This is a genomic window from Rhizobium sp. 01N447_2 (assembly GCF_056399245.1).
Window position 1 is genome coordinate 58,237 of record NZ_JBFTQY010000011.1, and the last position, 25,038, is coordinate 83,274.

General features: G+C 61.1%; 29 protein-coding genes and 1 pseudogene. 6 read left to right on the forward strand and 24 right to left on the reverse strand.

Features of this window, described 5'->3' with window-relative positions; genetic code table 11:
- The first annotated feature begins 212 nt into the window (after positions 1–212).
- A complete protein-coding gene (locus AC1ECN_RS08915; protein ID WP_003561157.1) occupies positions 213–359 on the forward strand; it encodes a hypothetical protein in 147 nt (48 codons plus the stop codon).
- 163 nt (positions 360–522) lie between these two features.
- Here AC1ECN_RS08915 and AC1ECN_RS08920 read toward each other — a convergent pair whose 3' ends face one another.
- On the reverse strand, positions 523–1,074 hold the full coding sequence (locus tag AC1ECN_RS08920; RefSeq protein WP_130661979.1) for a hypothetical protein: 552 nt from the start codon (positions 1,072–1,074) through the stop codon (positions 523–525).
- Between the two features lie 312 nt (positions 1,075–1,386).
- Between AC1ECN_RS08920 and AC1ECN_RS08925 the strand changes: the two genes are divergently transcribed.
- Positions 1,387–2,127, forward strand: coding sequence for an SIMPL domain-containing protein (locus AC1ECN_RS08925; RefSeq protein ID WP_130661980.1), 741 nt, complete (start codon positions 1,387–1,389; stop codon positions 2,125–2,127).
- Positions 2,128–2,628: 501 nt separating this feature from the next.
- On the opposite strand, the gene AC1ECN_RS08930 is transcribed toward AC1ECN_RS08925, so the two are convergent.
- Together AC1ECN_RS08930 and AC1ECN_RS08935 are read right to left on the reverse strand one after the other, a co-directional pair.
- Entirely contained in the window at positions 2,629–2,988 is a 360-nt protein-coding gene (locus AC1ECN_RS08930; RefSeq protein WP_018074063.1) for a hypothetical protein, read from the reverse strand.
- Positions 2,989–3,164: 176 nt separating this feature from the next.
- The gene (locus AC1ECN_RS08935; RefSeq protein WP_024319591.1) at positions 3,165–3,470 is read right to left on the reverse strand and encodes a hypothetical protein; all 306 of its coding nucleotides are present in this window, start codon (positions 3,468–3,470) and stop codon (positions 3,165–3,167) included.
- Between the two features lie 77 nt (positions 3,471–3,547).
- Here AC1ECN_RS08935 and AC1ECN_RS08940 point away from each other — a divergent pair, with 77 nt between their 5' ends.
- Positions 3,548–3,685, forward strand: coding sequence for a hypothetical protein (locus AC1ECN_RS08940; protein ID WP_164582155.1), 138 nt, complete (start codon positions 3,548–3,550; stop codon positions 3,683–3,685).
- Here the strand turns inward: AC1ECN_RS08940 and AC1ECN_RS08945 are convergent.
- From AC1ECN_RS08945 to AC1ECN_RS08965, 5 genes are all read right to left on the reverse strand, one after another.
- The gene (locus tag AC1ECN_RS08945; RefSeq protein WP_024319590.1) at positions 3,680–4,102 is read right to left on the reverse strand and encodes a secondary thiamine-phosphate synthase enzyme YjbQ; all 423 of its coding nucleotides are present in this window, start codon (positions 4,100–4,102) and stop codon (positions 3,680–3,682) included. The genes AC1ECN_RS08940 and AC1ECN_RS08945 overlap by 6 nt on opposite strands.
- A 145-nt stretch (positions 4,103–4,247) precedes the next feature.
- Positions 4,248–4,997: a carbonic anhydrase gene (locus tag AC1ECN_RS08950; protein ID WP_024319589.1), complete on the reverse strand. Its 750-nt coding sequence runs from the start codon at positions 4,995–4,997 to the stop codon at positions 4,248–4,250.
- 176 nt (positions 4,998–5,173) lie between these two features.
- Positions 5,174–5,527, reverse strand: a complete 354-nt coding sequence (locus AC1ECN_RS08955; RefSeq protein ID WP_024319588.1) for a DUF1428 domain-containing protein — start codon at positions 5,525–5,527, stop codon at positions 5,174–5,176.
- 117 nt (positions 5,528–5,644) lie between these two features.
- On the reverse strand, positions 5,645–6,316 hold the full coding sequence (locus AC1ECN_RS08960) for a DUF922 domain-containing Zn-dependent protease (protein ID WP_197727412.1): 672 nt from the start codon (positions 6,314–6,316) through the stop codon (positions 5,645–5,647).
- 3 nt (positions 6,317–6,319) lie between these two features.
- Positions 6,320–7,540 carry an MFS transporter gene (locus AC1ECN_RS08965; RefSeq protein WP_477952768.1) on the reverse strand — a complete coding sequence of 407 codons (1,221 nt, stop codon included), beginning with the start codon at positions 7,538–7,540 and terminating at the stop codon, positions 6,320–6,322.
- Positions 7,541–7,777: 237 nt separating this feature from the next.
- On the opposite strand from AC1ECN_RS08965, the gene AC1ECN_RS08970 reads away from it, so the two are divergent.
- Positions 7,778–8,245 (forward strand): ester cyclase, encoded by a 468-nt coding sequence (locus tag AC1ECN_RS08970; RefSeq protein ID WP_018074056.1) that lies wholly within the window; start codon positions 7,778–7,780, stop codon positions 8,243–8,245.
- A complete protein-coding gene (locus AC1ECN_RS08975; protein WP_024319585.1) occupies positions 8,245–9,171 on the forward strand; it encodes an NADP-dependent oxidoreductase in 927 nt (308 codons plus the stop codon). The genes AC1ECN_RS08970 and AC1ECN_RS08975 overlap by 1 nt, the downstream gene beginning before the upstream one ends.
- A gap of 27 nt (positions 9,172–9,198) precedes the next feature.
- Here the strand turns inward: AC1ECN_RS08975 and AC1ECN_RS08980 are convergent, their stop codons facing one another.
- Together AC1ECN_RS08980 and AC1ECN_RS08985 are read right to left on the reverse strand one after the other, a co-directional pair.
- On the reverse strand, positions 9,199–10,134 hold the full coding sequence (locus AC1ECN_RS08980; protein ID WP_024319584.1) for a LysR family transcriptional regulator: 936 nt from the start codon (positions 10,132–10,134) through the stop codon (positions 9,199–9,201).
- Between the two features lie 78 nt (positions 10,135–10,212).
- Positions 10,213–10,932, reverse strand: a complete 720-nt coding sequence (locus AC1ECN_RS08985; RefSeq protein WP_024319583.1) for a Crp/Fnr family transcriptional regulator — start codon at positions 10,930–10,932, stop codon at positions 10,213–10,215.
- A 132-nt stretch (positions 10,933–11,064) separates the two neighbouring features.
- On the opposite strand from AC1ECN_RS08985, the gene AC1ECN_RS08990 reads away from it, so the two are divergent.
- Positions 11,065–11,310 (forward strand): DUF6894 family protein, encoded by a 246-nt coding sequence (locus AC1ECN_RS08990; protein ID WP_024319582.1) that lies wholly within the window; start codon positions 11,065–11,067, stop codon positions 11,308–11,310.
- 159 nt (positions 11,311–11,469) lie between these two features.
- Here AC1ECN_RS08990 and AC1ECN_RS08995 read toward each other — a convergent pair whose 3' ends face one another.
- The 14 genes and pseudogenes from AC1ECN_RS08995 to AC1ECN_RS09060 form a co-directional block, all read right to left on the reverse strand.
- Positions 11,470–11,712, reverse strand: coding sequence for a DUF6894 family protein (locus tag AC1ECN_RS08995; protein WP_018242968.1), 243 nt, complete (start codon positions 11,710–11,712; stop codon positions 11,470–11,472).
- Between the two features lie 173 nt (positions 11,713–11,885).
- Positions 11,886–12,284, reverse strand: a complete 399-nt coding sequence (locus AC1ECN_RS09000; protein WP_003541590.1) for a DUF427 domain-containing protein — start codon at positions 12,282–12,284, stop codon at positions 11,886–11,888.
- 97 nt (positions 12,285–12,381) lie between these two features.
- Positions 12,382–13,074, reverse strand: a complete 693-nt coding sequence (locus tag AC1ECN_RS09005) for a B3/B4 domain-containing protein (protein WP_130661983.1) — start codon at positions 13,072–13,074, stop codon at positions 12,382–12,384.
- Between the two features lie 3 nt (positions 13,075–13,077).
- The gene (locus tag AC1ECN_RS09010; protein WP_130661984.1) at positions 13,078–13,974 is read right to left on the reverse strand and encodes a DMT family transporter; all 897 of its coding nucleotides are present in this window, start codon (positions 13,972–13,974) and stop codon (positions 13,078–13,080) included.
- 72 nt (positions 13,975–14,046) lie between these two features.
- Positions 14,047–14,853 (reverse strand): AraC family transcriptional regulator, encoded by an 807-nt coding sequence (locus AC1ECN_RS09015; RefSeq protein WP_130661985.1) that lies wholly within the window; start codon positions 14,851–14,853, stop codon positions 14,047–14,049.
- Positions 14,854–15,035: 182 nt separating this feature from the next.
- The gene (locus tag AC1ECN_RS09020; protein ID WP_130725880.1) at positions 15,036–15,833 is read right to left on the reverse strand and encodes an APH(3') family aminoglycoside O-phosphotransferase; all 798 of its coding nucleotides are present in this window, start codon (positions 15,831–15,833) and stop codon (positions 15,036–15,038) included.
- 106 nt (positions 15,834–15,939) lie between these two features.
- Positions 15,940–16,101: a hypothetical protein gene (locus AC1ECN_RS09025; RefSeq protein WP_018074046.1), complete on the reverse strand. Its 162-nt coding sequence runs from the start codon at positions 16,099–16,101 to the stop codon at positions 15,940–15,942.
- Between the two features lie 110 nt (positions 16,102–16,211).
- Positions 16,212–17,315 carry a DUF930 domain-containing protein gene (locus tag AC1ECN_RS09030; RefSeq protein WP_477952775.1) on the reverse strand — a complete coding sequence of 368 codons (1,104 nt, stop codon included), beginning with the start codon at positions 17,313–17,315 and terminating at the stop codon, positions 16,212–16,214.
- A gap of 36 nt (positions 17,316–17,351) precedes the next feature.
- Positions 17,352–18,089 (reverse strand): DUF930 domain-containing protein, encoded by a 738-nt coding sequence (locus AC1ECN_RS09035; RefSeq protein ID WP_130672917.1) that lies wholly within the window; start codon positions 18,087–18,089, stop codon positions 17,352–17,354.
- Positions 18,090–18,618: 529 nt separating this feature from the next.
- Complete coding sequence (locus AC1ECN_RS09040; RefSeq protein ID WP_018074042.1) at positions 18,619–18,912, reverse strand: GYD domain-containing protein; 294 nt, start codon at positions 18,910–18,912, stop codon at positions 18,619–18,621.
- 320 nt (positions 18,913–19,232) lie between these two features.
- A complete protein-coding gene (rpoD, locus tag AC1ECN_RS09045; protein WP_477952778.1) occupies positions 19,233–21,290 on the reverse strand; it encodes an RNA polymerase sigma factor RpoD in 2,058 nt (685 codons plus the stop codon).
- Between the two features lie 511 nt (positions 21,291–21,801).
- Positions 21,802–22,809 (reverse strand): annotated as a pseudogene (gene tdh / locus AC1ECN_RS09050) (L-threonine 3-dehydrogenase); the annotation flags it as partial.
- A gap of 110 nt (positions 22,810–22,919) precedes the next feature.
- Positions 22,920–24,107 (reverse strand): glycine C-acetyltransferase, encoded by a 1,188-nt coding sequence (locus AC1ECN_RS09055; RefSeq protein WP_018074037.1) that lies wholly within the window; start codon positions 24,105–24,107, stop codon positions 22,920–22,922.
- 165 nt (positions 24,108–24,272) lie between these two features.
- Positions 24,273–25,001 carry a class I SAM-dependent methyltransferase gene (locus AC1ECN_RS09060; protein ID WP_130661989.1) on the reverse strand — a complete coding sequence of 243 codons (729 nt, stop codon included), beginning with the start codon at positions 24,999–25,001 and terminating at the stop codon, positions 24,273–24,275.
- Between the last annotated feature and the right edge of the window lie 37 nt (positions 25,002–25,038).

Genomic DNA, 25,038 nt, shown 5'->3' on the forward strand with positions numbered 1-25,038 from the left:
CAATCTACCACGCCACGGCGAATGCAGACGAGGATTTATAGCGCCAGACCGCTCTCGGCGGCCCGTTCTAACGCCAATGTGATCACCTTTTAGGCCAGCCGCTCTCCAGCCATGCACTGTCGCATAACTGTCATGCTAAATTGCCCATTGTTACGGCAGCCTGGGCAAAATATATGCTGCCCGCTAACAAAAAAAAGAATGAGTGAACTGCCATGAGTGCCATACATAAACTTTTCAACCGCAATCTCCTGACCCGCTTCGTCGCTGGTCTCGGTGCGGTTCCCCAGCGCATTCGCGACGCACGCGAAGAGCGCAAGCCCGCCATCCACCCATCCTTCATGGACGATTTCGGCGCCTGAAGCGCGTAGCGATCTTTTAGATTCCCTGCCCCGCTTTAGCTTTGGTTTTGCGCATCTCTTTATCGCAAAACCGCTCCACACATTTGCACGACATGCTTGGCCATCCAAGGCATCCGCTCGCCGCCGGGTAAGGTAGTAACCTCATCCCGGCTGGCGCGCATCCTCAGTTGACTGCGGGTGCGGCTGGTTCGCCCCAGCTGGAAATGGGTTGGCCGGCCTTGGTCGCCACCCTGATGTCATAGAGCGCGAGCGAAGCCTGGAGCTGCCGCATATTGTTGCAGCGGTTGATGATGCCGCCGATATACTGCACGCAGTCGCTGGCGCTGCCCTGCGCGGAGCCCGTGGCCCAATCCGTGACCATCCCGTCGGCGCCCACCAGGAAATAGGAAAGCCGGTTGTTCTGCGAAATCGTGGAGCTGCCGACCAGACCGGCGAAATTCGTGCCGGTCTCGGTCTGAGCGCCGGGCGCCATATGCCGGTAGATCGTCATGCCGTTCTTCAAGGGCGTTGCGCCGATCATCGGCCCGAAGGTCGCTTCGGAGCCGGAAAGCCGCGCCATTGGCGACTGGCCAAGATTGGCGACCTCTGTATAGGGCTTGCCCAGCGCATAGCTGGTGTAAGAGCGGTTGGCGGCGTTCTCCGCCTTTTCCGCCACTTGAGAGCACCCCGCCAAACCGATGGCGAGGCTGATCGAAAGAATTGCCATGAAGCGCATGCTGCCCCCTTGTCGGCCACAGTAGCGCGGCCGCCGCTTGTTCCTTAACCCGCCGTATTTGCTATCAGGTTTGCAGAATTTGGGAAGCGGTCGCGTTGCCAAGTCAGTCTGCGGAGAGGAGCATTATTTGGCGGTGTCCGGCGTTTCTGATCCGGGCATTGTGATGATGATCAGTGCCGCCGTGTGAGCCCCCTCTCCTCGTTACCCCACATTTTTCTCCCGTTACGCATGCGCCTGTCTTTTCCGCCGCAATAGCTTCACAATCAACCGACAGAAAGCTGTTCAGGGAAACGACAACCAAGGAATGAAAACATGGCGCCGAACTATACCAGAACTGTCCTGATGACCGCCCTTCTGGCGCTGCCGCTCATCGCCGCAGCGCCCGCCTTCGCGCAGGAGATGAAGCCGCGCGAGCCGGTGATTTCGGTGACCGGCGATGGCGAATCGTCCATCGCTCCCGATATGGCCGTCGTCAATCTCGCCGTCGTCAAACAGGCGAAAACCGCCCGCGAAGCGCTCGATGAGAACAACAAGGCGATGAACGACGTGCTTGCCGCGCTGAAGAGCGGCGGGATCGCCGAGCGCGATCTGCAGACCTCGGGCTTTTCCATCCAGCCGCAATACAACTATCCGCAGCCGGTCGACGGCCAGCAGCAGCAGCCGCAGCTGATCGGCTACCAGACCATCAATTCGATCACCGTCAAGCTGCGCGATCTCGCCAAGCTCGGCGCGGTGATCGACCAGTCCGTCAGCCTCGGGATCAACCAGGGTGGCGATATCCAGTTTACCAACGACAAGCCGGACGCCGTGATCGACGAGGCACGCAAGAATGCTGTCGCCAGTGCCGTCAAGAAGGCGAAGACGCTGAGTGAAGCCGCCGGCGTCAAGCTCGGCCGCATTCTCGAGATCAACGAGAATGTGCCGCGCGCGATGCCGCAGCCGGTCTATCGCGCCACGATGATGAAGGAGGCCTCCGACGCTGCCGTTCCCGTCCAGAGTGGCGAGAACAATTACAATGTCAGCGTCACCGTGACCTTTGCCATCGAGCAGTAAAATGAAAGCGCCGCGCGTCTTTTCAGGCGCACGGCGCTCGGTTCAATGTCATCTTCTGCGCCTCGGCCCGAGAGAAYGCCGATGCCGACCCCTCATCCGGCTGCCGCCACCTTCTCCACGTAAACGGGGCGAAGGGACCATGCCGCACCCTCCCCGTTCCCCACCAGCCCCTCCAGGGCACGTCCCCTCGCCCCGTTTTTGCGGGGAGAGGGTTAGGGTGAGTGGCAGCCATTGGCGCCAATCGGACAGCCGTGGCACAAGACCCACGATGAATGCCGGAGGAAAGAGCGCAGTCAGACTGAGCGCAAAAAGAAAACCGCCCTTGCCGATCCGGGGAGACTGGCAAAGGCGGTTTTTACAGCGCCGCGCGTCTTTTCAGACGCGCAAAGGACGCTGTAACACTTTCAATTGCTGCATAATTTTATCCCTAAATCGATTCCGATTTAGGGAATTATGCAGTGCCGTCACATCGGGGAGACGAGGCGGTATTCTATCTTGATATCAGCGGCGTAGGGCGGGGCAACCGCGCACATTGCCGAAGCTCATCTCATCGGGGCCGCGACGCGTCCAGCCCTGGACGATGACGCGGCGCGGCGTGATGTCGACGACGCGGGCGCGGCGGAAGCCGTAATCGCGAGCAAGGTTTTCGGCGAGCTGCGGATTGCAGCCGCGCGACGGGCGGCCGTAGCCCGGAAGCGGACGGTCATAACCCGGAGGCGGACGGCGGTAATCCTGCGGCGGACCACGGTCCGGCTCACCAATAATGATATTCAACTGGGCGGCAGCCGGGGCCACCGTGCCGGCCAGGGTACCGGCTGTCAGCATGGCGGCAAGACCCGCCTTTGCCAGAAACTGCATCATCGAAAAACCTTTCGTTTGAAAGTCGGGCCGGTCAAGCCGCCCTCCCATTAGTCCGCATTACGCCGAAGCGTCATTTGGGAATCACTCATACAGGTCAGAGAAGAGACGGCGGAAAGTGTCAGCGTCAAGGCAAAAACGGACCGGAAGCGCCGCATCGGCGCCTCCGGCCGCAGTCCTCAGCGCCGGATCAGCGGGCAGCCGCGGACATTCGCGAAGGTGATCCTGTCCCAGCCGCGGCGGTCGCGCCCTGCGACGACGACAACGCGCGGCGACATGCGGGTGATATGGGCTCTGTGCAGGCCGAAATCACGCGCCTTGCGCACCGCGTGCATCGGCGAGCAGCCGCGGATCGGATGATGGTATTGTGCCTCGACGATAAAGCTTGTCTGCGGTCCGGCGGCGGCGGCCATGGAAACAGTGGCGGGAATGGAGCAGAGGGCGAGCAATACGGCAAGCGAAGCCTTGGTCAGGAAATGCGTCATGGGGTTCTCCGTCGATTGGTATTACCTAAGCTCTCCCCTCAGGGATTGTCTCGACAGTAACCGCCGCAAACTGAACGGTGTTCGAACCGGGCATTCAGTTTGCATTCAAAGAGCATGATGCCGAAAAGCGTAAGCGGTTTTCGGACGACATCATGCTCTCCTTCTTCGATTTAGATCCGGATGATCATCCGGATTTGGAATTAACCCTTTCATGAGCCGAGATGCAGCACGATTTCGCGCCGGTGCGGCCGGTCGCGATGTTCGTAGAGATAGATACCCTGCCAGGTGCCAAGCATCAGCCGCCCCCTGGCAACAGGAATGCCGATCGAGACCTGCGTCAGCGCCGCCTTGATATGCGCCGGCATGTCGTCCGGCCCCTCGGCCCTGTGTACGACCCAGTCCATGTCAGGATCGGAGGCCGGCGGCACGAGGCGGCGGAAGAAAGAGAGAAGATCGGTGCGCACGTCAGGATCGGCATTTTCCTGGATCAACAGCGAACAGGATGTGTGGCGCACGAAGACCGTGAGAAGCCCCTCCTCCCGCCCCGACGCGCTGACGAAAGCCTCCGCCTGGTGGGTGAACTCGTAAAGGCCCTGTCCGCGTGTGGACAGGGTGAGGATCGTCTGGGGCAAGGCGCTCTCCCACTTCGAGATGACATGTCTCGCGAGTTGGCGCGCTGCTTGCCGCAAGTCAAGCTCGCGTGTGCAAGTCAAGCTCGCGTGTGCAAGTCGAGCTCGCGTGGGCAAGTCAAACTTGCGTGGGCAAGTCGATGATCGCTTAGAAAGAAGAGAGGATGAAGCGCCGATTGGCGGCAAGCACGGGCCGGGCATTCATCGGATAGAGCGTCGTGAAGGCTCTTATATCCCTTTCGTCGACCTCGATCGGCTGCCTGAGCACCATCCAATCGACAATCTCGCTGCAAGGCGGCGTCGTCAGCGACCCCTCATAGGACCAATAGGTGAGCTCTTTCGGCAGCAGGCCGTTCGGGTCGACATCGACCGCAGCTTCGCCGCCTGCCGTTTTCGGAAAGGCGGCCGCCAGCCGCGAGAAGCCGGGATTGGCGGCACCCGGTGTCACGAATATACCAAGTACCCCAAGCGTGCCGGTCTCCTTGTGCCTGTGGACGAAATGCGCCTCCATCGGGAAGCTCCTGCCGTCGACATGATGTTCGCTCGGCGCATGGAAATGATACTGCAGCAGCTCGTAGCTGTTACCGGCCCGCGAAAGCCTGCTGCCACCAGGCATGTTGACCTGCATCGTGTGGCCGTTGTTGACGATCCTGCCACCGGCCTTCCAGTCGATCGCAATGGGCGGAAGCTCCGCCTTGACAGCACCGGTCAGATCGAGCGGCGATTGCTGCGAACCGGCTGAACAGGCGGTATTCTCCGGCGCCATCGCGCCCCAGTGGTCCGGGCCCGACTGGCCCTCATAGCTCCAATGCGCACCTTCGGCGGCAAAGCCAGCACCGGCACAGGCCGGACAGGCGCCAAGCACGATCAGTCCCTTGATGAAATCACGTCGCTGCATGTCCGTCCCCCCACGGTGGCAGCCGGCGGCCTGCCGAGCCCCGCGGAGCGATTATGCGCTCGTGCAAGGCAGAAGGGAACATGGGAGGCCAAGCATCCTGCCATTCGCACGGCTCGCCTGAAGTCTTGCATGCGCATCGTCATTCCTGAGCGGCGGCAGAGTTTGGAAGTCAAGCTTCAGAGCCTGAGCAGCGTCTCGAAGCCGCCGTAGATCATCCGCTTGCCGTCGAACGGCATCTGCCACTGGTCGTCCTTGAGCCTCGGATCGTCCATCACCTTGGCATTGATATCGTCGCGCTCCTGGCGTGAGCCGTAGACGATCCAGGAAAACACCACCACCTCGTCCTCCTTCGCCTGCACGGCGCGGGGAAAGGAGGTCAACTCGCCGTAAGGCACGTCGTCGCCGATGCATTCGACATATTCGAGCGCGCCATATTCCTTCCAGATCGAGCCGGCAAAGGTCGAGAATTCCTTGTAGGCCTCGATATTCCCCTTCGGAACTGCCACGATGAAACCATCGACATAGGACATCTCGCTCCTCCTCTGCGCATCTGCGCCCGGTTATCATGGAAGAGATAGGAGACTTGCCAAGCGGGTCCAGTCCGCTGCCGAGCGGCTAACCGCGTGCCCTTATCAACTTCCTGGCGATCACGGCCCATTGACCAGCTTGAGGATGAGCTGCTGGATATTACCGCCGTCACCCATTTCGATCTTGTCGAAGTCACGGCCGCGCTGGCGTTGTCTTTGGGAGATCTCGCCGAGCCGCCGGGTCAGCTCGATCCTGATCTTCTTGCAATCAGGATCATCAGCAACGGTGAGGCCGATGCTCGTCGCCTCGATTTCCTTGACCATCTCCTTGATGGTCTCGCCGTGCACCCGCTCATGCGCCTGCACGCCTGATATGAAAGCCTCCCAGCTGCTCTTCACGGCGGCTGGCAGCGCAGCAGATGGTTTCGGCAGCGTATAGGTGATGATGAGCTTTGGCCGGTTGGTCACGATAACGCAGGCATTTCCCTGCGGTTCGTATTTCCTGGTCCAGGTCAGCTTGAACGTCGTATGCGCGATTGCCCGGCCGAAGCCGCCCGCCTCCGGCCCACGCTCGCCGATCGATGCATAGAGTCCGGCCCCCGACGTGCCTGATATCGAATAGGGCCGCACCTCTTCGACCGCCTGCCACTCGGCCAGGGCCACGGCCGGCACCGACGTGAAAACCGCCGCAAGCACATAGGATAGAAAATTTGTCGTCACGCGCGGCTCCGCCGAATGATGTTTCGGGCCGAACCTAACGGGAGCGGTCGCCGCTTTCAACGCGTCATGCATGCACTAGCCCTGCAGCGTCTTGACCTTGGTGAGATCGGGGAAGAGCCGCATCCACAGGAGCACGACGACGATCGTGCCGAGCCCGCCGACAAAGCCCGTGGCGACCGGCCCGAGCGCTGCCGCCATCATGCCGGATTCGAATTCGCCGAGCTGGTTGGAGGTACCGATGAACAGCGAGTTGACGGCACTGACACGACCCCGCATCTCGTCCGGCGTCAGCAGCTGCACCAGCGAGCTGCGCACGACGACGCTCACCGTATCGGATGCGCCGACGACAAGCAGTGCCACGACGGAAAGCGCGATATTGGTCGACAGCGAGAAGACGATGGTGGCGACGCCGAACACGGCGACGGCGGCAAGCATCTTGCGCCCGACATTGCTCTCGAGCGGCCGGCGGGCAAGCACGATCGACATGGCGAGCGCGCCGATCGCCGGCGCCGCGCGCAGCAGGCCGAGCCCCCACGGACCGGCATGCAGGATATCGCGGGCAAACATCGGCAGCAGCGCGGTCGCGCCGCCGAGCAGCACCGCGAAGAGATCGAGCGAGATCGTGCCGAGCATCACCGGCCGGCTGCGGATGAAGGAGACGCCGGCAAAGACCGAGGCTAATGTCACCGGCTCACGCTTGGCAGGGCTCCATTGCATCCGGATCGAGATGACGTTGAAACTCGCAACGGCAAAAAGCAGCGCTGCTATAGCAAAGGGCGCGACGGGGTGGAGGCCATAAAGCAGGCCGCCGAGCGAGGGGCCGATGATCAGCGCCGTCTGCATCATCGAGGTAGRGGTTGCGACCRCCTTCTGCAGCATCGAGGCCGGCACGATGTTCGGCAGCAGCGCCGCCATGGTCGGGCGCTCGAAGGCGACGACGGCGCCGAGCACCGTGACGGCGGCGAGGATGCCGGCCGGCGTCAGCCATTGTTGCCAGGTGGCGATCGCCAGCACCAGCGCCGTCACCGCCTCGACCAACTGGCAGACAAGCCCGATGCGCCGCCGGTCGAACCGGTCGGCGACATGGCCGACGACGAAGGTCAGCACCGCCATCGGCAGGAACTGGCAGAAGCCGACGAGGCCGAGCGCAAAGGCGCTGTGCGTCTGGTCGTAGATCATCCATCCCATGGCGATGCCAATGGACTGGAAGGAGAGCGAGGAAAAAACGCGGGAGGCAGCGAAGTTCAGATAGCCGGGGTGGCGAAGAACGCTCCCCGGTCCTTGGGATATGTCCATTGCGATGTCACCGGCCGGCTGCGGTCGCGCCAGCCTTTATAAGGAGTTTAGGAAGGTCGGAGCGGTGTTCTGCCCGAATGGACGATTTGTCAATCGCAATGCGCAGCAGCCGCCGGTTTGTATTGGTCTCAGCCCGTCGGCATATCAATTATCAATGATCGTTTATATCTTATATCGATTTCCGATATGACGGCCGCATGCCCTAACCTCCTCTTGTCATAAACAAAGAGGCTCTCGATGACCTTCGATACAACCGCAAGCGCACTGACTGCAGGTCAGCATGCAACGCTTGAAACCTTCTACGGCGCCTTCACGCGCAAAAATCCCGATCTTCTCGACGAGGCCGTCACATCAGACTGGCAGGATATTCCGCTGGCACCGGGCCAGGGTCCGGGGCCAGCTGGACTGAAACCGATCATCCTCGGCTTTATCGAATCCCTGCCGGATGTGGAGATCGTAGTCGACGAAGTGATCGGCTTCAACGACCGCGCCGGCGTCCGTGCCCGTATCATCGGCACCCAGCGCGGCGCGCTTTTCGGCATTCCGGCGACGAACCGCCGAATCGAGATCGCGCTCCATGAATTCCACCGCTTCGAAGGCGACAGGATCTCCCACACCTGGCATCTCGAGGACTGGTTCGGCATGCTGCACCAGCTCGGCGCCTGGCCGCCGAAGACGACGTCCCTTCATCCGGAGAGCGCGTGATGAAGGCCGCCCGCATCCATGCCTATGGCGCGATCGACGATATCCGGATCGAAGATGTGCCCGAGCCGGTACCCGGCCTTGACGAGGTGCTCATCCGTGTCGAGGCAGCCGCCCTCAATCCAATGGATAACAAGCTGCTTGCCGGATATCTGAAGGACTTCTTCCCTCTCGCCTTCCCCTATACGCTGGGGACCGATCTCGCCGGAACGGTGGTTGCRACCGGCCCGCTTGTCGCCACCGTCAGGCCGGGTGACAGGGTGATCGCGCGCACCGATCCGGCGGGCGGCGGCGCCTTTGCCGAACTGGCGGCGGTGCCTACTCGATTGGTCGTTCCGGTTTCGGCCGATCTGCCGCTCGCAAGCCTCGCCGGCCTGCCGACCGCTGCAGCCAGCGCCTGGCAGGCGCTGTTCGAGGCCGCAGCGGTCCAGCCCGGTCAATCGGTGCTCATCCATGCCGGCGCCGGTGGCGTCGGCAGCTTCGCCATTCAGCTCGCAAAGCGTGCCGGCGCGTATGTGACGGCGACAGCCTCTGCGGCCAATCTCGACCTCGTCCGCTCGCTTGGCGCTGACGAGGTGATCGACTATCGCAACCAGGATTTTACTGCCTTCGCTGGGGCCGTCGACCTGGTGATCGACACGGTCGGCGGCGAAACGCTGGAGCGCTCGCTCGGCATCATCCGCCCCGGCGGTAAGCTCATCGGCCTTTCGGCACCGTTCGACACCGAAGGGCCGAAGGCGCGCGGCATCGATGCGCAGTTTCTCTTTCATGAGAGCGATGCCGGCCGCCTGGCCGCAGTGGCAGCACTTGCCGCCGATGGTCCTCTCCACAGCGTCATCGGCCAGGAGTTCGCCCTTGCAAGCACGGTCGAGGCTTTGCGGTCGCTGTCGAAGGGCGGCGCCCGCGGCAAGACACTGGTCAGACCCTAAACGAGCCGGCTGATCCCAAAGGCGGGATCAGCGCAATTCCTCGGACTGATCCTGTTTCGCGGCCGCGACGGAGCGGATCAGTTCGCGGAACCACTGCTGGCCGACATGGGAATCGTTGCGGCGATGCCATGACAGCGCAAAGGAGACCGGCAGCAGCTCGATCGGCGGCTTATGGATCGACAGCCGGGCGCGGCTGTCCGAGACCTCGACGATGCCGCGCATCAGCGTGGCGACGAGATCGGTCTCGGCGACGATCGCCGGCGCCGCATACATTTGCGGCAGTGTCAGGCCGAGCCTGCGGCGCAGACCGAATTCCGAAAGCTTCCGGTCGACATGGCCATAACGATCGCCTTCCGGTGATACGAGCAGGTGGTCGAGACCAACGAAGGTTTCGAGATCAAGGCCCCTTGCCGCCGCCGGATGATCGGCGCGGACGATCGAAACGAAGCTCTCCTCGAAAAGCAGCCGGGAAAGGATGCGTGGCGAGGATGAAACCGGCACGCCGACCGCCGCATCCACCTCGCCGGCATCGAGCATTTCCACCGCTCTTTCGCGGGCAACGAAACCCTTGACGTCGATACTGATATTCGGCGCGGCCTGCCTGATCGCCGCCAGCAGCTTCGGCAGAAGCACGAAGGCTGGATGCTCAGAAAGACCGAGCCGGAACGAAGCCGATGACGACCGCGGGTCGAAGACGCCACTGAAAGCCAGCGCCTCTTGCGCATGCCGCAGAGATTTTCCGATCGGCTCGGCCAGATCGAGCGCACGCGGTGTCGGCTCCAATCCGCTCGGACTGCGCACGAAGAGCTCATCCTGAAAAAGCTGCCGTAACCTGGCAAGTGCTGCACTCATCGCCGGCTGGGTGCGGCCGATGCGGGCGCCGGCCCGGGTGACGCTGCGCTCCGCCATGATCGCGTCGAAGGCGACGAGGAGGTTGAGATCGACCGCTTGAAGATTATTCATGGTGTGGATGATCCCAGCAAATGACTATCGACCGGGATCATGTTGAAAGCCCTCTTCATATGCAAGAACCGTCGACGTTTAGCGCGGTTCCCTGGAAATACTGAGATAGCCGGGATCGAATTCGGCGATTTCCTGCAGGCGTTCCCAATCGACGATGGTGATCGTCCGGTTCTCCCAGGTGAACACGCCCTCGCGCCTCAGCGCCTGCAGCGTCTTGTTCAGGTGGACGACGGAAACGCCGAGCACGTCGGCCATCTCGATCTGCGTCAACGGAAACTGGAAGCTTGCGCCGCGCGTCCGCTTCACCACCTGCAGCCGCACGAAGAGTTCGCAGACGAGATGGGCAATATGAGCGCGCTTGGAGCGCCGGCCCATGGCGACGATCCACTCGCGGTGGATGGCGCCATCGACCAGCGTGTCGAGCCAGAGCAGCCGCGTCAGGTGCGGCATGCGTTCGGTGATCGCCCTGAGGTCGGCGTGATCGGCGAAGGCAACATGGCAGGATGACAGCGCAACGATGCCGTGATCCATCTTCTTGATCGGGAAAGCATGCAGATCGACGAAATCGCCGGCGACATGCAGTGCGGTGATCTGGCGACTGCCATCGGCCATCACCTTGTAGCGCGCCGCAAAACCATCGAGCAGCAGCGTGCTGTAACCCGGCCTGCTCCCTTCGGAGACGAGATCCTCCCCGGCAGCAAAATACCTGTCTTTGACGATGATCGCTCTGAGACGGTTTTCCTCTTCCGCCGACAAAACATCGCGGCTGCCAAGATTCAGCAGCAGGGATTCAATCACGGGTTTGCCCGCCGATATCGCAAGAGTTCCTGACCATTTCGATGCGACCTGTATTTTCTATAAGAATCAATGCTYAGCCTCTGGAACAATTGTCTTCATCTGTGATTTCTCCTGTGACGCGCAGGAAAGAACATGGCTCGCTACTATTTCGATCTACACAACGGGGAAGGTCCCACGCGCGACGAGCACGGCACCGAGCTCAAATCTCGTGAAGACATTCCGAAAGAGCTGACCCGCATCCTGCTGGATGTGGCCCGCGACGAATTGCCGGCGGGCGATCGCATGACGATCGCCATCACCGTTCGCGACGAAAGCGGCGATCCGGTCACGGTTGCCAGCCTCATCTTCCACAATGAATGGCTCGACGTCTTACGATAGCGGCTGCGGTTTAAGGGCTGCCGCCGGTCACTCCTACGCATCAATCCGACTCGGTCGATTGGCGCGACGCTAAGACCCGCCTTCATAGCCGGCAATTAAATTTGACATAGTTTTTTGATTGCTTTGGCTTGATCGACAGGCATTCACAGGTCGGCGTGCCTATCGTGGCTGTTTTGCAATTTCTTCGAGAATCAGCCGGATTTCTGCGAGCGGTCGCCGGCTTTCATCGAAGAGTTCCACCGACATCATATTCAGAGGTGCCGCCGGCAAGCCTTCGGTGGCCATCTCCGCCAACACGCGCCGTGCCTCGGCTTTCGCAGCTTCGATGGATTCAAAATCATAGGCCGTCTCGGTCGTCCCGGCGCCATCACGATCGAAGAGCTGAAAATAGAATTTTGGCACGACACATCCCCTGCAGCAATTCCGGCAAAGTGCGCAGCGGTTTTGCATCCGGAATTGCACAAAAAAAGCCAGAGCATTTCCGTGATTCGGAGAAACAGAAATGCTCCAGGTGATCCTAACGGTCCGGCGGACAACATGTTCCGCCGGAACGGGTTTCCGTGTCATGCGTACCGTCAGAAGGCGCCGGCTTCCGGAGAGGCCATCTCCTCGATACCGTCGACGCGGTCGGGATAGAAGGCGAGATGATCCTTGATGCTGCTGACCGCGGCATTCGGCGCCTCGTAGGTCCAGACGGCATTCTTCGAGCGCTCGCCGCCCGGAATGATGCTGTAATAGGAAGCGTCGCCCTTATAGGGGCAATGGCTGCTGTGGTCGGTGCGTTGAAGCAGCGACATGTCCACATCCCTGCGCGGAATATATTGCACCGGCGGATAGGAGGCCTCGCACAGCGTCAGCGCATCGCGGGTATCGGCAATCGTCTTGCCGCCGAGCGTGACGACGACGCGGGAGGGATTGTGCTCGACGGTGATCGGATGATCCGGCCCCGGAATCTTGAACGACTTATCTGACATGGGGTTCGTCTCCAGGAGATATCGATCGCATGGAGATAGGGCGGGCATGCGGCCGGCCCAAGGCCTCGAACGCAGCTTTCCCTGAAATGCTGCGCCCTTAGAACTCGAAACGCGGCGATACCGGACTTAGCCTCGCCGTTTTCGGCGCCGCCGGCCAGTGCCGCGTAAGCGCATCCGCAACTGTTTCGACCAGCCTGGCGATGTCGTCGCCGGCGGAGACGTGCAGGGCCTCGACAACGATCAGCACCGAGTGCGTCGTCTCCCGCAGCGCCGAAAGCCCGCTCTGCCGGTTCGTCCAGCGCCGTGCATGTGCGTTCTCCCCGGCATCTGCGAAGATCACTTCGTTCGGCTCGGGATGTTCGATTTCGCCGCCAAAGGTCAGATAGGTCTCGTCACCCCTCGCCCGCCGGACCTGGAGATCGCCAGCGATCTTTTCAGTGTCGAAGACGGCGATCGGAATGGCGAAGGCGAGCGAAATCGAATTGCAGAGATCGATGAGCGGATGCAGGCGCGGCAGCGCATGTTCCTGGCGGAAGCGGCGCAGTAGCGCCTCGGAAGCGCAGCGATATTGCGTCGGCTTCAGGCCCATGCGGGAAAAGCCGCGCCGCCAGGCCTGGATTTCGGGGAATTCGCCTTCCTGCGCTTGCGTCAGCCGGGCCTCGGCGATTGCGTTGAAGTCTGCGATGGCCGCCTCGACATCGGCATCCGCACGGATCCCTCCTGCATGCAGCGCGCCGGCGCGAAGCTCCGGAAAGGCCTGCCACATGGCATCGGAATGGCTGAACTGCATGATCTATCTCCCGCTGGCAAGTTTCACTGTACGGCTCCCGGCAAAAGCAAGACCGAGCACGGCCGCAAGCACGCAGGCGATACCGGCGAACTGGTGGAGCCCAACCGGCTCGCCAAGGATGATGAAGGCAAGCACGACGGCGGAAACCGGAGCCAGCGCGGTGAAGAGCGCCGCTTCCGTGCCGCTCACCCTTTCTGCGCCCGCATACCAGAGCAAAAATCCGCCGACGGTCGGCACTAGCGCATAATAGACGACGGCGCCTACAGCGCTTGCGGAAATATCATGTGCGAAAGGCGCTTCGAAAATAGCCGGGATAGCGGCGACGATGAAACCGATGCCGGCCATCAGCGTCGACTGCGCAAGCGGCGCAATCACGGTGTTCAGTCTTTTGTTGAGCAGGATGAACAACCCCTCGCAGACGACGGCGCAGAAGATCAACGCATTGCCGGCCAATGATCCGCCTGCCGCATCCGGCGTGAAGGCGATCGACAGCACGCCCGCCGTCGCAAGCGCCACGGCGAGAAGCAGGGCACACTGCGGCCGTTCGCGAAGCAGCAGGATGGAGATTGCGGCCGAAACCACCGGCAGCGTGCCGATGATGACGCCGGCATTGGCGGCCGAGGTCAGGCTGAGGCCGGAGATCAGCAGCGTCGTATAACCAACGCTGCCGGCCCCGGCCTGGATGATGAGGATGAGCCGGTCATGTCGGGAAAACCTCGGCAGCCGCGCGCCGGTCGCCCGCATCAACAGGAGTAAGACCGGAAAGGCGATGGCGAAGCGCAATGCGGTGGCGCTGAACGGCGGCAGACCCGACGCGATCAGCTTGCTTGCGATCACAGTGCTTCCGACCGTCAGCATCGCCAGCGCCAGATAGAGATAACCTTGAACCTGCCTCGACATTCAGCGTCTCCTGTTGGATGCGCCGAGAAAACAGCAGGGATGGATCAGGGTCTTGAACGAAATTGCAGACGCTCAGAGAAAGGCGCCGGCATAAAGGCGCGGCGACAGACCGTATTTGCGCACGAAGACCCGCGTCATGTGGCTCTGGTCGGCAAAGCCGCTGGCAAAAGCCGCTTCCGCAAGCGGCATGCCCTGAGCGATCAGCCGTCGGGCGATATGGATGCGGGCCTGGACGAGATAGGCATGCGGCGTCAAGCCCGTTGCCTTGGCAAAACCGCGCAGCACCTGGAAGCGGCTGAGCCCGCTTTTCCTGGAGAGATCGGCGAGCGAGACGGCGGCAAGCGGATCGTCGTCGATCAGGTCTCGGGCCGCGCGGATCGACGCCGGCACCAGCGGCCGCTCTTCGGTACCGCAGCGCTCGCGCATGACATCGGCGATGAGCTGCAGAAGCAGTTCCTCGCAAAGCAGCCCATCCGCCGCTCCATCGCCGGTCACCGTACGAAACAGCGTCTCGAAACGGGCGGCGATCGCCGCATTGCGGATGACCGGATGCGGGATTTCCGATCGCCCTGCCCCGTCTTCGCTGATCTCTTGCGACAGGCCACTGACGATGCTCGGATCGAAATAGAGGATGCGCCAGGATCGGCCCTCGCCGATCGGCGCGCCGTCATGCACCTCGTTCGGATTGACCGTGATGATGTCGCCGGCCTCAGCCTCCACCATGCCGCGGCCGCTGAGCGACGACTGCGCCCCGGCGGATATCAGTCCGATGCCGAACTGCTCATGCGTATGCCGCGCAAAGCTGTGGTGCGTTTCCGCCTCCACCGCTTCGACGCCAGCCAGCGCCGAGCGCAACATCCTGAACTGGTTTTTCGCCATTATCTGCCCGCAGATCCGATCGCCGGTCACTCTGCCAGCCGCCGTGAGATGACGCAATCGTGGCGGCTAGGATGCCTGCCTAAAGCAGGTCGCGCAAAAGTGTGCAGCGGTTTTGCGACAACGACATGCGTAAAAATAAAGACCTAAAGCGCGAGGGCGAATCTGAAAGATCGCGACGCGCTTTAGAAGAATTCGTCGAGCAGTTGATAATAATCGAGCCTTGCAGGATCCGTGGCCGACATGCCATAGCGATCAAGGAAGGGCTGCACCAGCGCCTCGCCGAAATTGTAGGCGATGCTACGGCAGGCGAGCGCGATATCCTGATAGCGGTCGGCGACGCCGAGACGGCTGCAGTCGATATAGCCCGAAAACCCGTCTTCGGAGAAGACGAAATTCGGCAGGCAGGCATCACCATGGGTAACGACGAGATCCTCGCGGCCAGGCCTCCCGCTTTCGAGTTCGGCAAGCAGAGCCTCCGCACTCTTTCCAAGTCGCGTCTCATCGAAATCGGTCTCGTCGACGATGCCGGCCTGCATCCGTGCTTTCGCCGCCGCAATACGCATCTTCAGGCGGTGATCGAAGGGGCAGGATGCGATCGGCAGGCGATGCAGATCGAGGAGTGCCGCAGCCAGCAGTTCGACCCGCGCAAGCGGCGTCAGCGCCGATGCGCTGGCGAGGTCACTCCCGGACAACGCGCTGATCAGCAGCCGGTTGTGCACACCGTCACTGTCCTCTGCGATGATATCGGGACATGGCAGACCGGAAGCCTTGAGCCAATGAAGCCTGGTTGCTTCGTCAGCGAGTTCGCCGAAGGGACCAGCCTCTTCGACCTTCAGATAAAGCGTCGGCAACCCGAGAGCTTCCAGCCGGAAGACGCGCGCGGCGGAACGGCCGAGCGCATCGCGTTCGAACCGGTAACCGGCCAGACGGGCATCAAGCGCGCCCGCTGAGGGTGGTTGATCCTCTTGGAAAATCGACATGATATCTAGGCCATTGATGCTGGCGCATTGTCCCGACAAGGCGGGGCACCGCAAGCGGCGCGATCGGTCAGCACACATTGGCAGACTGAGCGGGCCCTCTGCGACCTCAATGAACGGTTTCGGCGGGCGCGGCTTCGAGAAGGATTTCGAAAGCCTCTTCCAGAGCAGCCACCAGAATATCGGTCAGCTCATCGCCTTTGTTTTCCAGGAACACCGCGCTCACGGCTTCATCCTGACGTTCAAAAAAACGCTCAATCTCGTTCGACATATCATCTGTCCTCTTCTTCACCGGAATCATCACGGCCATGAGAAAAGGCTAGGTGCGGTTCCTTGCGCGTGGCTTGTTCCCGAATGAGACGCAATCCAGGATCGCTAGGACTAGTCACGAATTTCATATTTCGCATACTGACTGCGGGGGATCAATMCACCAACTTCGTGGGCAAACGATACGACTTTCGTGGCTTCCTCATCCACCTCGCAACGGAAACGAACCTGGTACCAGCCCTTGACCGTGCCAAAGGCAGCATCCTTCACATCAAGAATGGTACCGGTTCGCAACCCAAAACTAGGCAATGCGAACGGTAGATAACTCGGTGAACCGTGAACGAGTTGGCCCTGAAGCTCGGTAGCGCAAAGCGTGGCCACTCGCTCTTTGCGCGGAAGACCATTGACTGCAGTTTGCGCAAACAAACTGCCATCTTCCGTCCGTGAAAACAGCGTTTTTGCCTTGGGCAGATCGTCCTTAGCTATCACTTTCGGCTTCTCAGCGGTCTGCTGCTCCGGCGGCTTGGCCTCCTCGATACTTGTATTGGCTTCGCCAGAGACGTCGGTCGGCGGCCCATTACGCTCTGGGGAAACGTCAGTCGTCGCGACCTCAGGAAGCTTCACATCGTCTGGCACCGGCATTGACGGAGGCTCTTCAGTTTTTGGTTTTTCTGCAGCAGCCTTTGTCGGCATCTGCGCCGGTTCGGCATCGTGCTGCGGCGGAGTTGTTGCGGGTTTGGTTTCGCCCTGAGGAGAATTTCCCGCCAACGACTTTTCGGGGCCGCTATTCCTGTCGCCAAACTCGATGACAGGGCTCAGAGTCGGCATAGGCCTCGGCTTGGCTTGCTCGGGAGTCTTGATGGCCGGCGGAGGTGGCGATGGTGGCGGAGGCGGCGGTGGAGGTGGAGGTGGTTCCTTCTTGGCTTCTTCCGGCGGCTTCGGCTCCGGTGGTTTTTCCTTGGGCTCCGGTTTCTTCTCCTCCGGCGGCGGAACGAGCTCCACCTTCACGCTCTCGTCTTCAACAGGCTTCGGCTCAATCTTCGGCAGCCCGAAAATCAGAAGAGCAACGATAGGAATATGCACAACAACGGACGCAACGACGCCCCAGCGGATTTCAGGCCGCTGCCTTCCCGTTTCGTGCTGCGTTTCCGCCGGTTCCACGTCTTCTTCTGTCACAGCAGCGATGTGGCCCCTAAAGCCGGCAGCATCAAGCCACAAAAGAAAAAAACCGCGTGATCGCAGCAGCGACGAGAGTTATTGGTCGGCGGCTCCATCCTCGGCCACCAGATTGTGCTCCTGCCATTCATCTCGCGGAATGGCATCGCCGACAAGAAAGGCGAAGGACATAACCTCGCCGGAGCCGGCATCGAGCTCGCATTTGAACTGAATGTTGTACCACTTGCGATTGCTGCGGAAAGCGCCGCCCTTCACCTCGACCCTATTGCCACTGACCTTCTCCGCCGCCATCGCATAGGGCGCAAGCGTATCGGGCGCCATGGCCGGCTGCGCCCGGCGCACCTGCTCCAGCGCCTCGAGATCACAGAGCTGCAGATTGCGCTCGCTGCCGGCAAGGCCACGCAGTGCCTCGCGGGCGCGGCGGCTGCGTGGATCGGCAAGGACCTTGTCGGAAAACAACTGCCTTGCCTCGACGAATTCCGCCGACTTTGGCATCGGCGCAGTGATCGGTGCCGCGGAGGGCATTGCCGCAGCAGGCGGATTATTCGAAATGGGCGCAGCCGGCTCGGCTTCAGGCTCTGCGGCCTCGGGCTTTGCCTGTTCCGGCGAAGGCGCCTTGGTCGGCTCAGGCATTTTCAGCGATTCCGCGGCCTGAGGAACGATCTCCACCGAGAGGCCGTCATCCGGCAATGGCAGCGGCGGCTCGGCCTTCGGCAATAGCAGCAGCAGGAGCAGGATCGCGATGGCATGCAGCGCGAACGACGCCGTAGCGCCCCGCCGGATCCCGTCATCCCATTTGTCCGCCGCCAGTTCCATCGGTCAGGAAGCGGCTGTCGGACGATCGATGACGATCATGAAACTGATGAGCGCTTTCATTATGAGCTTGCCGAAAAGTCGGGCCGGAGCCTGCCGCAGAAATTGAAGCACGCCGCAACACTGCCAGCGCAGCGAGTGCTCCGCAACGTCTAAGATCGACGATCGCCGGCCCTAGAGCCTTTCCGGGTTAGATTGAAGCATTCTGCCGGAGCAGGTTTTTGTCAGGGCAGAGGCGATTGGCGAAGGGCATACCTCTTGGTACGTCCGAGCCGATCGCCTCTGATCCTGGCGGAAAGATGCCCGGCCCACCGGCCGCACCGCTTCGCCAGGGCGAAGCGATAGGTGCGCCCGGCGATTCTGAGTCTTGCAGATTTGCCAGGCAAATCTGCGGGAAGGTTGGCTGAAACGGGCCGGCTGATCGACCGGCCGGCTTGGCCGTAGAGCTGGGCTACGACGCGCGCCGGCCGGCCGACCATCCGACTCCGTTTGAGCCAACAGAATGCTTCAATCTAACCCGGAAAGGCTCTAGCTACCCGAGCGACCCGATGAGATCCCGGTAGGCGGCCTCCGGGAATGCCTTCAGCGTCTCCGTGCGGACATTGCCGCCCATCGCCAGCGAGAGGGTAAAATGCGCCATGACGGCGTCATCGGGCGCCTCGCAGACGGCGACCATGTCGTGCCCGCCCATCGTCAGAAAGAACTGGTTGAAGGAGCCTCCGACGCCGGCGAGCAATTTCTTCGCCGCATCGAGCCGTTTTGCCGAGTCGCGAATATTGCGGATGCCCTGATCCGTCCAATTGATCAAAAGAATGTAAGTGGTCATGTCGCACCTCCCAGAGCATGATGCCGAAAAGTGTCAGCGGTTTTYGGACGAGGTCATGCTCTATTTCTTTGATGTGGATCCAGACTCAGATTTCAGGCCTGTCAGGCCTGAAATTATCCGGATCTAGCGGAGGATTCGTTCACGCAGGCACACGTCAGCCCTCGCTCGCGGGTTGCGATCGATGCCTTCCCCCGTGGCCGGATTATAGGCTTGTCACCGTGGAGGGACAAGAAAGATGCCGGGATCATTGGTATTAATCACAAAAGCAAAAGCCGGGCACGCAGCCCGGCTTTTCCAATCAGAATGGCGTGGCCGAAGCCTTAGCTGTCGAGGARGCTTCTCAGCTTTCTGGAGCGGCTCGGATGCTTCAGCTTGCGCAGCGCCTTCGCCTCGATCTGGCGGATACGTTCGCGAGTGACCGAGAATTGCTGACCGACTTCTTCGAGCGTGTGGTCGGTGTTCATGCCGATGCCGAAGCGCATGCGCAGAACACGTTCCTCGCGCGGCGTCAGCGAGGCGAGAACACGGGTCGTCGTCTCGCGCAGGTTCGCCTGGATGGCGGCGTCGATCGGCAGCAGCGCGTTCTTGTCCTCGATGAAATCGCCGAGATGCGAATCCTCTTCGTCGCCCACCGGGGTTTCGAGCGAGATCGGCTCCTTGGCGATCTTCAGGACCTTGCGGACCTTTTCGAGCGGCATGGCCAGCTTTTCGGCCAGTTCTTCCGGCGTCGGCTCGCGGCCGATCTCGTGCAGCATCTGGCGCGATGTGCGGACGATCTTGTTGATCGTCTCGATCATGTGCACCGGAATGCGGATCGTGCGGGCCTGGTCGGCGATCGAACGGGTGATCGCCTGACGGATCCACCATGTCGCATAAGTCGAGAACTTGTAACCGCGGCGGTATTCGAACTTGTCGACCGCTTTCATCAGGCCGATATTGCCTTCCTGAATGAGGTCGAGGAACTGCAGGCCGCGGTTCGTGTATTTCTTGGCGATGGAGATGACGAGGCGAAGGTTCGCTTCAACCATTTCCTTCTTGGCGATGCGCGCTTCGCGCTCGCCCTTCTGCACCATATGGACGATGCGGCGGAATTCCGAGATCGAGATACCAGTCTCGGTCGCCAGATTCTGGATTTCCTGGCGAATGTCGCGGATCGTCGTGTTTTCGCCCCTGGCGAATTCCTTCCAGCCGCGAGCGGCCAGATTGCCGATCGACTTCATCCAGTTCGGATCAAGTTCGGCGCCCTGATACTGCTCCAGGAAGGAGTCGCGCTTGACGCCGTAGGATTCGGCCAGACGCAGCAGGCGGCCCTCGTTGGAAACGAGGCGCTTGTTGATGTCGTAGAGCTGCTCGACCAGGGCGTCGATGCGGTTCTGGTTCAAGGACAGAGATTTGACGGCCTTGATGAGCTCATCCTTGAGTTCCTTGTAGCGGCGCTCCTGGGCCGTGGACAGCGTGCCGGAAGCCGACAGCCGCTGCTCGACCTGCTGGTCCTGCAGCTTGCGCAGCTTCTTGTAGGTCTCGGCGATCGTATCCAGCGTCTCCATCACCTGCGGGCGAAGCTCGGCTTCCATCGCCGCCAGCGAAAGGTTGGATTCGTCCTCGTCCTCTTCCTCCTCTTCGGGAGGCAGGCCTTCGCCGCCGACATCGGTAATGTCGTCGTCACCGGAGCGGGCGCGACGGGTCTTTTCCTTCTCTTCTGCGAGCTTGCGATCGGCCTCGATCTTCTCGGGGCTCTGGAACTGCGGCGCAGCCTTGGCTTCAGGGCCGGAATAGGTCGTTTCGAGATCAATGATCTCGCGCAGCAGCGTCGTGCCTTCGTTGAGTTCGTCGCGCCAGATGATCAGCGCCTGGAAGGTCAGCGGGCTCTCACAGAGACCCGCGATCATCGTCTCGCGGCCGGCCTCGATCCGCTTGGCGATCGCGATTTCGCCCTCGCGGGAAAGAAGCTCCACCGAGCCCATCTCGCGCAGGTACATGCGAACCGGATCGTCGGTACGGTCGGTCGGTTCTTTTTTCTTGGCGGTCGCCAGCGCCGTGCCGCTCGAAGGCGCGAGTTCGCCGCCTTCGCTCTCCTCGTCGCCGCCGGCGTCGTCGTCATCGCTGCCGCCGGAAGCACCGGCTTCCTCGGCTTCCTCGTCTTCGATGACGTTGATGCCCATGTCGGACAGCATCGACATCGTGTCTTCGATCTGCTCGGACGTCACTTCTTCGGACGGCAGGACCGCGTTGAGCTCGTCCATGGTCACATAGCCGCGCTTCTTGGCGGCTTTGATCATCTTCTTGACCGCGTCGTCGGAAAGATCGAGAAGAGGGCCGTCGCTTGCGCCGTCGCGTTCGACTTCCGCGTCTTCGTTCTCTTTGACCTTGGTTGCCATTTATATCGTCGCCTTCCTGACGCTATCCAATCTCGCTACGGTGAACGGGCTGTCTCAGGGCCTGACGCGCCGCACGCGCCGCCCTCGAATCACCTTTGCCCACCTAACGGGATGACATTTAAAGCCTGATTAACCACGATTACCGGCACCGGACAGCAAAGCTTTCTTGCTTTTGGATTTCCGGCCATGGTTGCGCGATCCGCCTTGACCCAGTTCACCATTCAACAAGTCGAACGGTGATTCCCACATTTTTTGTTCTCGTCAAGCTTTTCCGGAAAAAAAGCCCACAAAAATACGGAAAAAGCCTTATCCACAGGCTTCGAACCGCGGCAGCGATTGCGAAGCCTTATTTAAGATGCGGCGAACAAAAGACAAGGGCAGCAAGAATTTTGCCCGCTGTAGCAGTTGTTTCCACCATTTTTGCAGTTGTGCAGACGATATATGCGCGCTTAGAGCGCCGTGCGTCCTTTCGGACGCACAAAGGACGCTCTAACACTTTCAATCCTCGCAAATTGCCCGACCGCATCGCCTCGAAGCCGTCGCGGAAATCGTCGATGCCGATCCGGTGGGTGATGATGGGCGCAAGATCAAGGCCGCCCTGGACGAAGGCGATCATCTTGTACCAGGTCTCGAACATCTCGCGGCCGTAGATGCCCTTGAGATTGAGCATCTTGAAGATCACCTTGTTCCAGTCGATCTCGAAGCCGGCCGGCGCGATGCCGAGAATGGCGATCTTGCCGCCATTGTTCATCTTGTCGATCATGTCGCGGAAGGCAGGTGCGGCCCCCGACATTTCGAGCCCGACGTCGAATCCCTCCGTCATGCCGATCGCCTTCATCACGTCGGCGAGGTTTTCCTTCGATGCGTCGACGACATAGTCGATGCCGAGCTTGCGCGCCAGCTCCAGCCGGTGCGGGTTGATATCGGTGATGACGACCTTGCGGGCGCCGGATCGCTTGGCGACGAGCGCGCCCATGATGCCGATCGGCCCGGCGCCGGTAACCAACACGTCCTCGCCAACGAGATCGAAGGAAAGCGCCGTGTGCACGGCATTGCCGAACGGATCGAAGATTGCGGCGATCTCGTCGGAAATATCATCCGGGATCGGCACGACATTGCTTTCGGGAATACAGACGAACTCACCGAACGAACCCGGGCGGTTGACGCCGACGCCGAGCGTGTTGCGGCAGAGATGCCCCCTGCCCGCCCGGCAGTTGCGGCACTTGCCGCAGACGATATGCCCCTCGCCGGAGACCCGCTCGCCGACATGATAGCGGGTGACCGCTGAGCCGATCTCGGCGATCTCGCCGGAGAATTCATGGCCGACCACCATCGGCACCGGAATGGTCTTCTGCGCCCACTGGTCCCAGTTCCAGATATGGACGTCGGTGCCGCAGATCGCCGATTTCTTCACCCGGATCAGCACATCGTTCGGCCCGACCTCGGGAACCGGCACATTCTCCATCCAAAGCCCGACTTCCGGTTTCGCTTTGACCAGCGCCTTCATCATGTTCGACATCGACAATATCCACCCTTACTTGGCGCCCGACTTTGCTATCCCCTCTTCTCCCCAGCGGGGAGAAGGTGCCCGTAGGGCGGATGAGGGGGCGACACGGCACGCCGTCAAACTCAAATCACACCCAGTTCCCGCCCTGTCTCGGCAAAGGCCGCGATCGCCCGCTCGACATCCGCCCGCGAATGCGCCGCCGACATCTGCGTGCGGATGCGGGCCTGGCCTTTCGGCACGACGGGGAAGGAGAAGCCGATCACATAGATCCCCTTCTTCAGCATCAGGCCGGCCATATCCTGGGCGAGCTTAGCCTCCCCCAGCATCACGGGGATGATCGGATGGCCTTCGCCGGCAAGCGTGAAGCCGAGCTTGGTCATTTCGCTGCGGAAGAGATCCGCATTGTCGGAAAGACGCTTGCGCAAGGCATCGCCGTTTTCGATGAGGTCAAACACCTTGAGCGAGGCAGCGGCGATGACGGGCGCCAGCGTGTTCGAGAACAGATAGGGCCGCGAGCGCTGCCGCAGCCATTCGACGACTTCCGCCTTGGCGGAGGTATAGCCGCCCGAGGCGCCGCCGAGCGCCTTGCCGAGCGTGCCGGTGATAATGTCGATCCGGCCCTCGACGCCGCAATGTTCGGCGGAGCCGCGACCGTTCTTGCCGACGAAACCGACGGCATGGCTGTCATCGACCATGACCATCGCACCGTATTTCTCGGCGAGATCGCAGACACCGCCCAAATTGGCGATGATGCCGTCCATCGAGAAGACGCCGTCGGTGGCGACCAGCTTGAAGCGGCTGCCTTCGGCCTTTTTCAGTTCTTCTTCCAACGCCGCCATGTCGTTGTTGGCGTAGCGGAAACGCTTGGCCTTCGAAAGCCTGACGCCGTCGATGATCGAGGCGTGGTTCAGCGAGTCGGAGATGATCGCGTCCTCTTCCGACAGCAGCGTCTCGAACAGACCGCCATTGGCGTCGAAGCAGGAGGAATAGAGGATCGTGTCTTCCATGCCGAGGAAGGAGGAGATGCGCGCTTCGAGTTGCTTATGCTCTTCCTGCGTGCCGCAGATGAAGCGCACCGAGGCCATGCCGTAGCCGTATCGGTCGAGCGCCTGCTTGCCGGCCTCGGCCAGTTCCTCGTTGTCGGCAAGGCCGAGATAGTTGTTGGCGCAGAAATTCAGCACCCGCTCGCCGGTGGAAATCACGATCTCGCCCGCCTGCTTGGAGCTGATGACGCGCTCGGATTTGTAGAGGCCGGCATCCTTCAGCGCTGAGATCTCGTTGCTGAGATGGGAGAGAAATTGCGAGGTCATGGACGGCCTTTCCCAGAGATTTCCCTACAGCGCCGCGCGTCTTATCAGACGCGCAAAGGACGCTGTTACACTTTTAATCTGCGCATCGTGCTTTCCAAAAATCGATTCCGATTTTCGGGCCGATGCGCTACCGCCGGGTTAGCATATTGCCGCCGGCTTGTCTTCTCAGCGCTGAACCGAGATCAGCAGGAACATCGGCCGGTCCAGCTCCTCCGCCCAGTCTGGATTGTCTTGGAGCTCATCTTCGTTCGGGCTCCACTCCTCGACATGGCGAATGGCAAAGCCGGCCGCGATCAAGGTGTTGAGCGTCGTGCCGAACTTGCGATGCTGCTTGACGACACCCTTGGCGAGCCAGTCGGTGGTGCGCGAACCTTCGACGGAATAACGGTCGAGCGGCCAGATGCGCCGCCCTTCGGCATCGGTTGTCCAGGCGGAATTGGTCGGCGCCATGAAGATCGGATGCTCGATGGTGAAGACGAAATGCGATCCCGGCAAAAGCGCGCGATAGACGGTTGCGGCGAGACCGGCGAAATCCTCGATATAATGCAGCGCCAACGAGCTATAGGCGAAATCGAAGGAGGCTTGAGCAAGCGTGAGATGCTCGAGATCGGTGATCTCGTAGGTGATCGCGGCATCCGCCGTATCGGCCCTCGCTCTCGCGATCATCTTTTCCGAGATGTCGAGCGCAAGCACCCTTGCAGCACCCTGGCTCACGGCGAAACGCGAAAACCAGCCGAAGCCGCAACCGAGGTCGACGATACGCTTGCCGGCAAGATCGGGCAGCAACGCGCGTACCGCCGGCCACTCGGATGCTCCGTCAAGCCCGTGGACAGATCGCCTCATGCCGCTATATCCGGCGAAGAATTCCGGTCGGTCGTAGATATTCTGGGCCATCGGCGCTCTTCCTTTAGAGGCAGCACTACCATGCCCC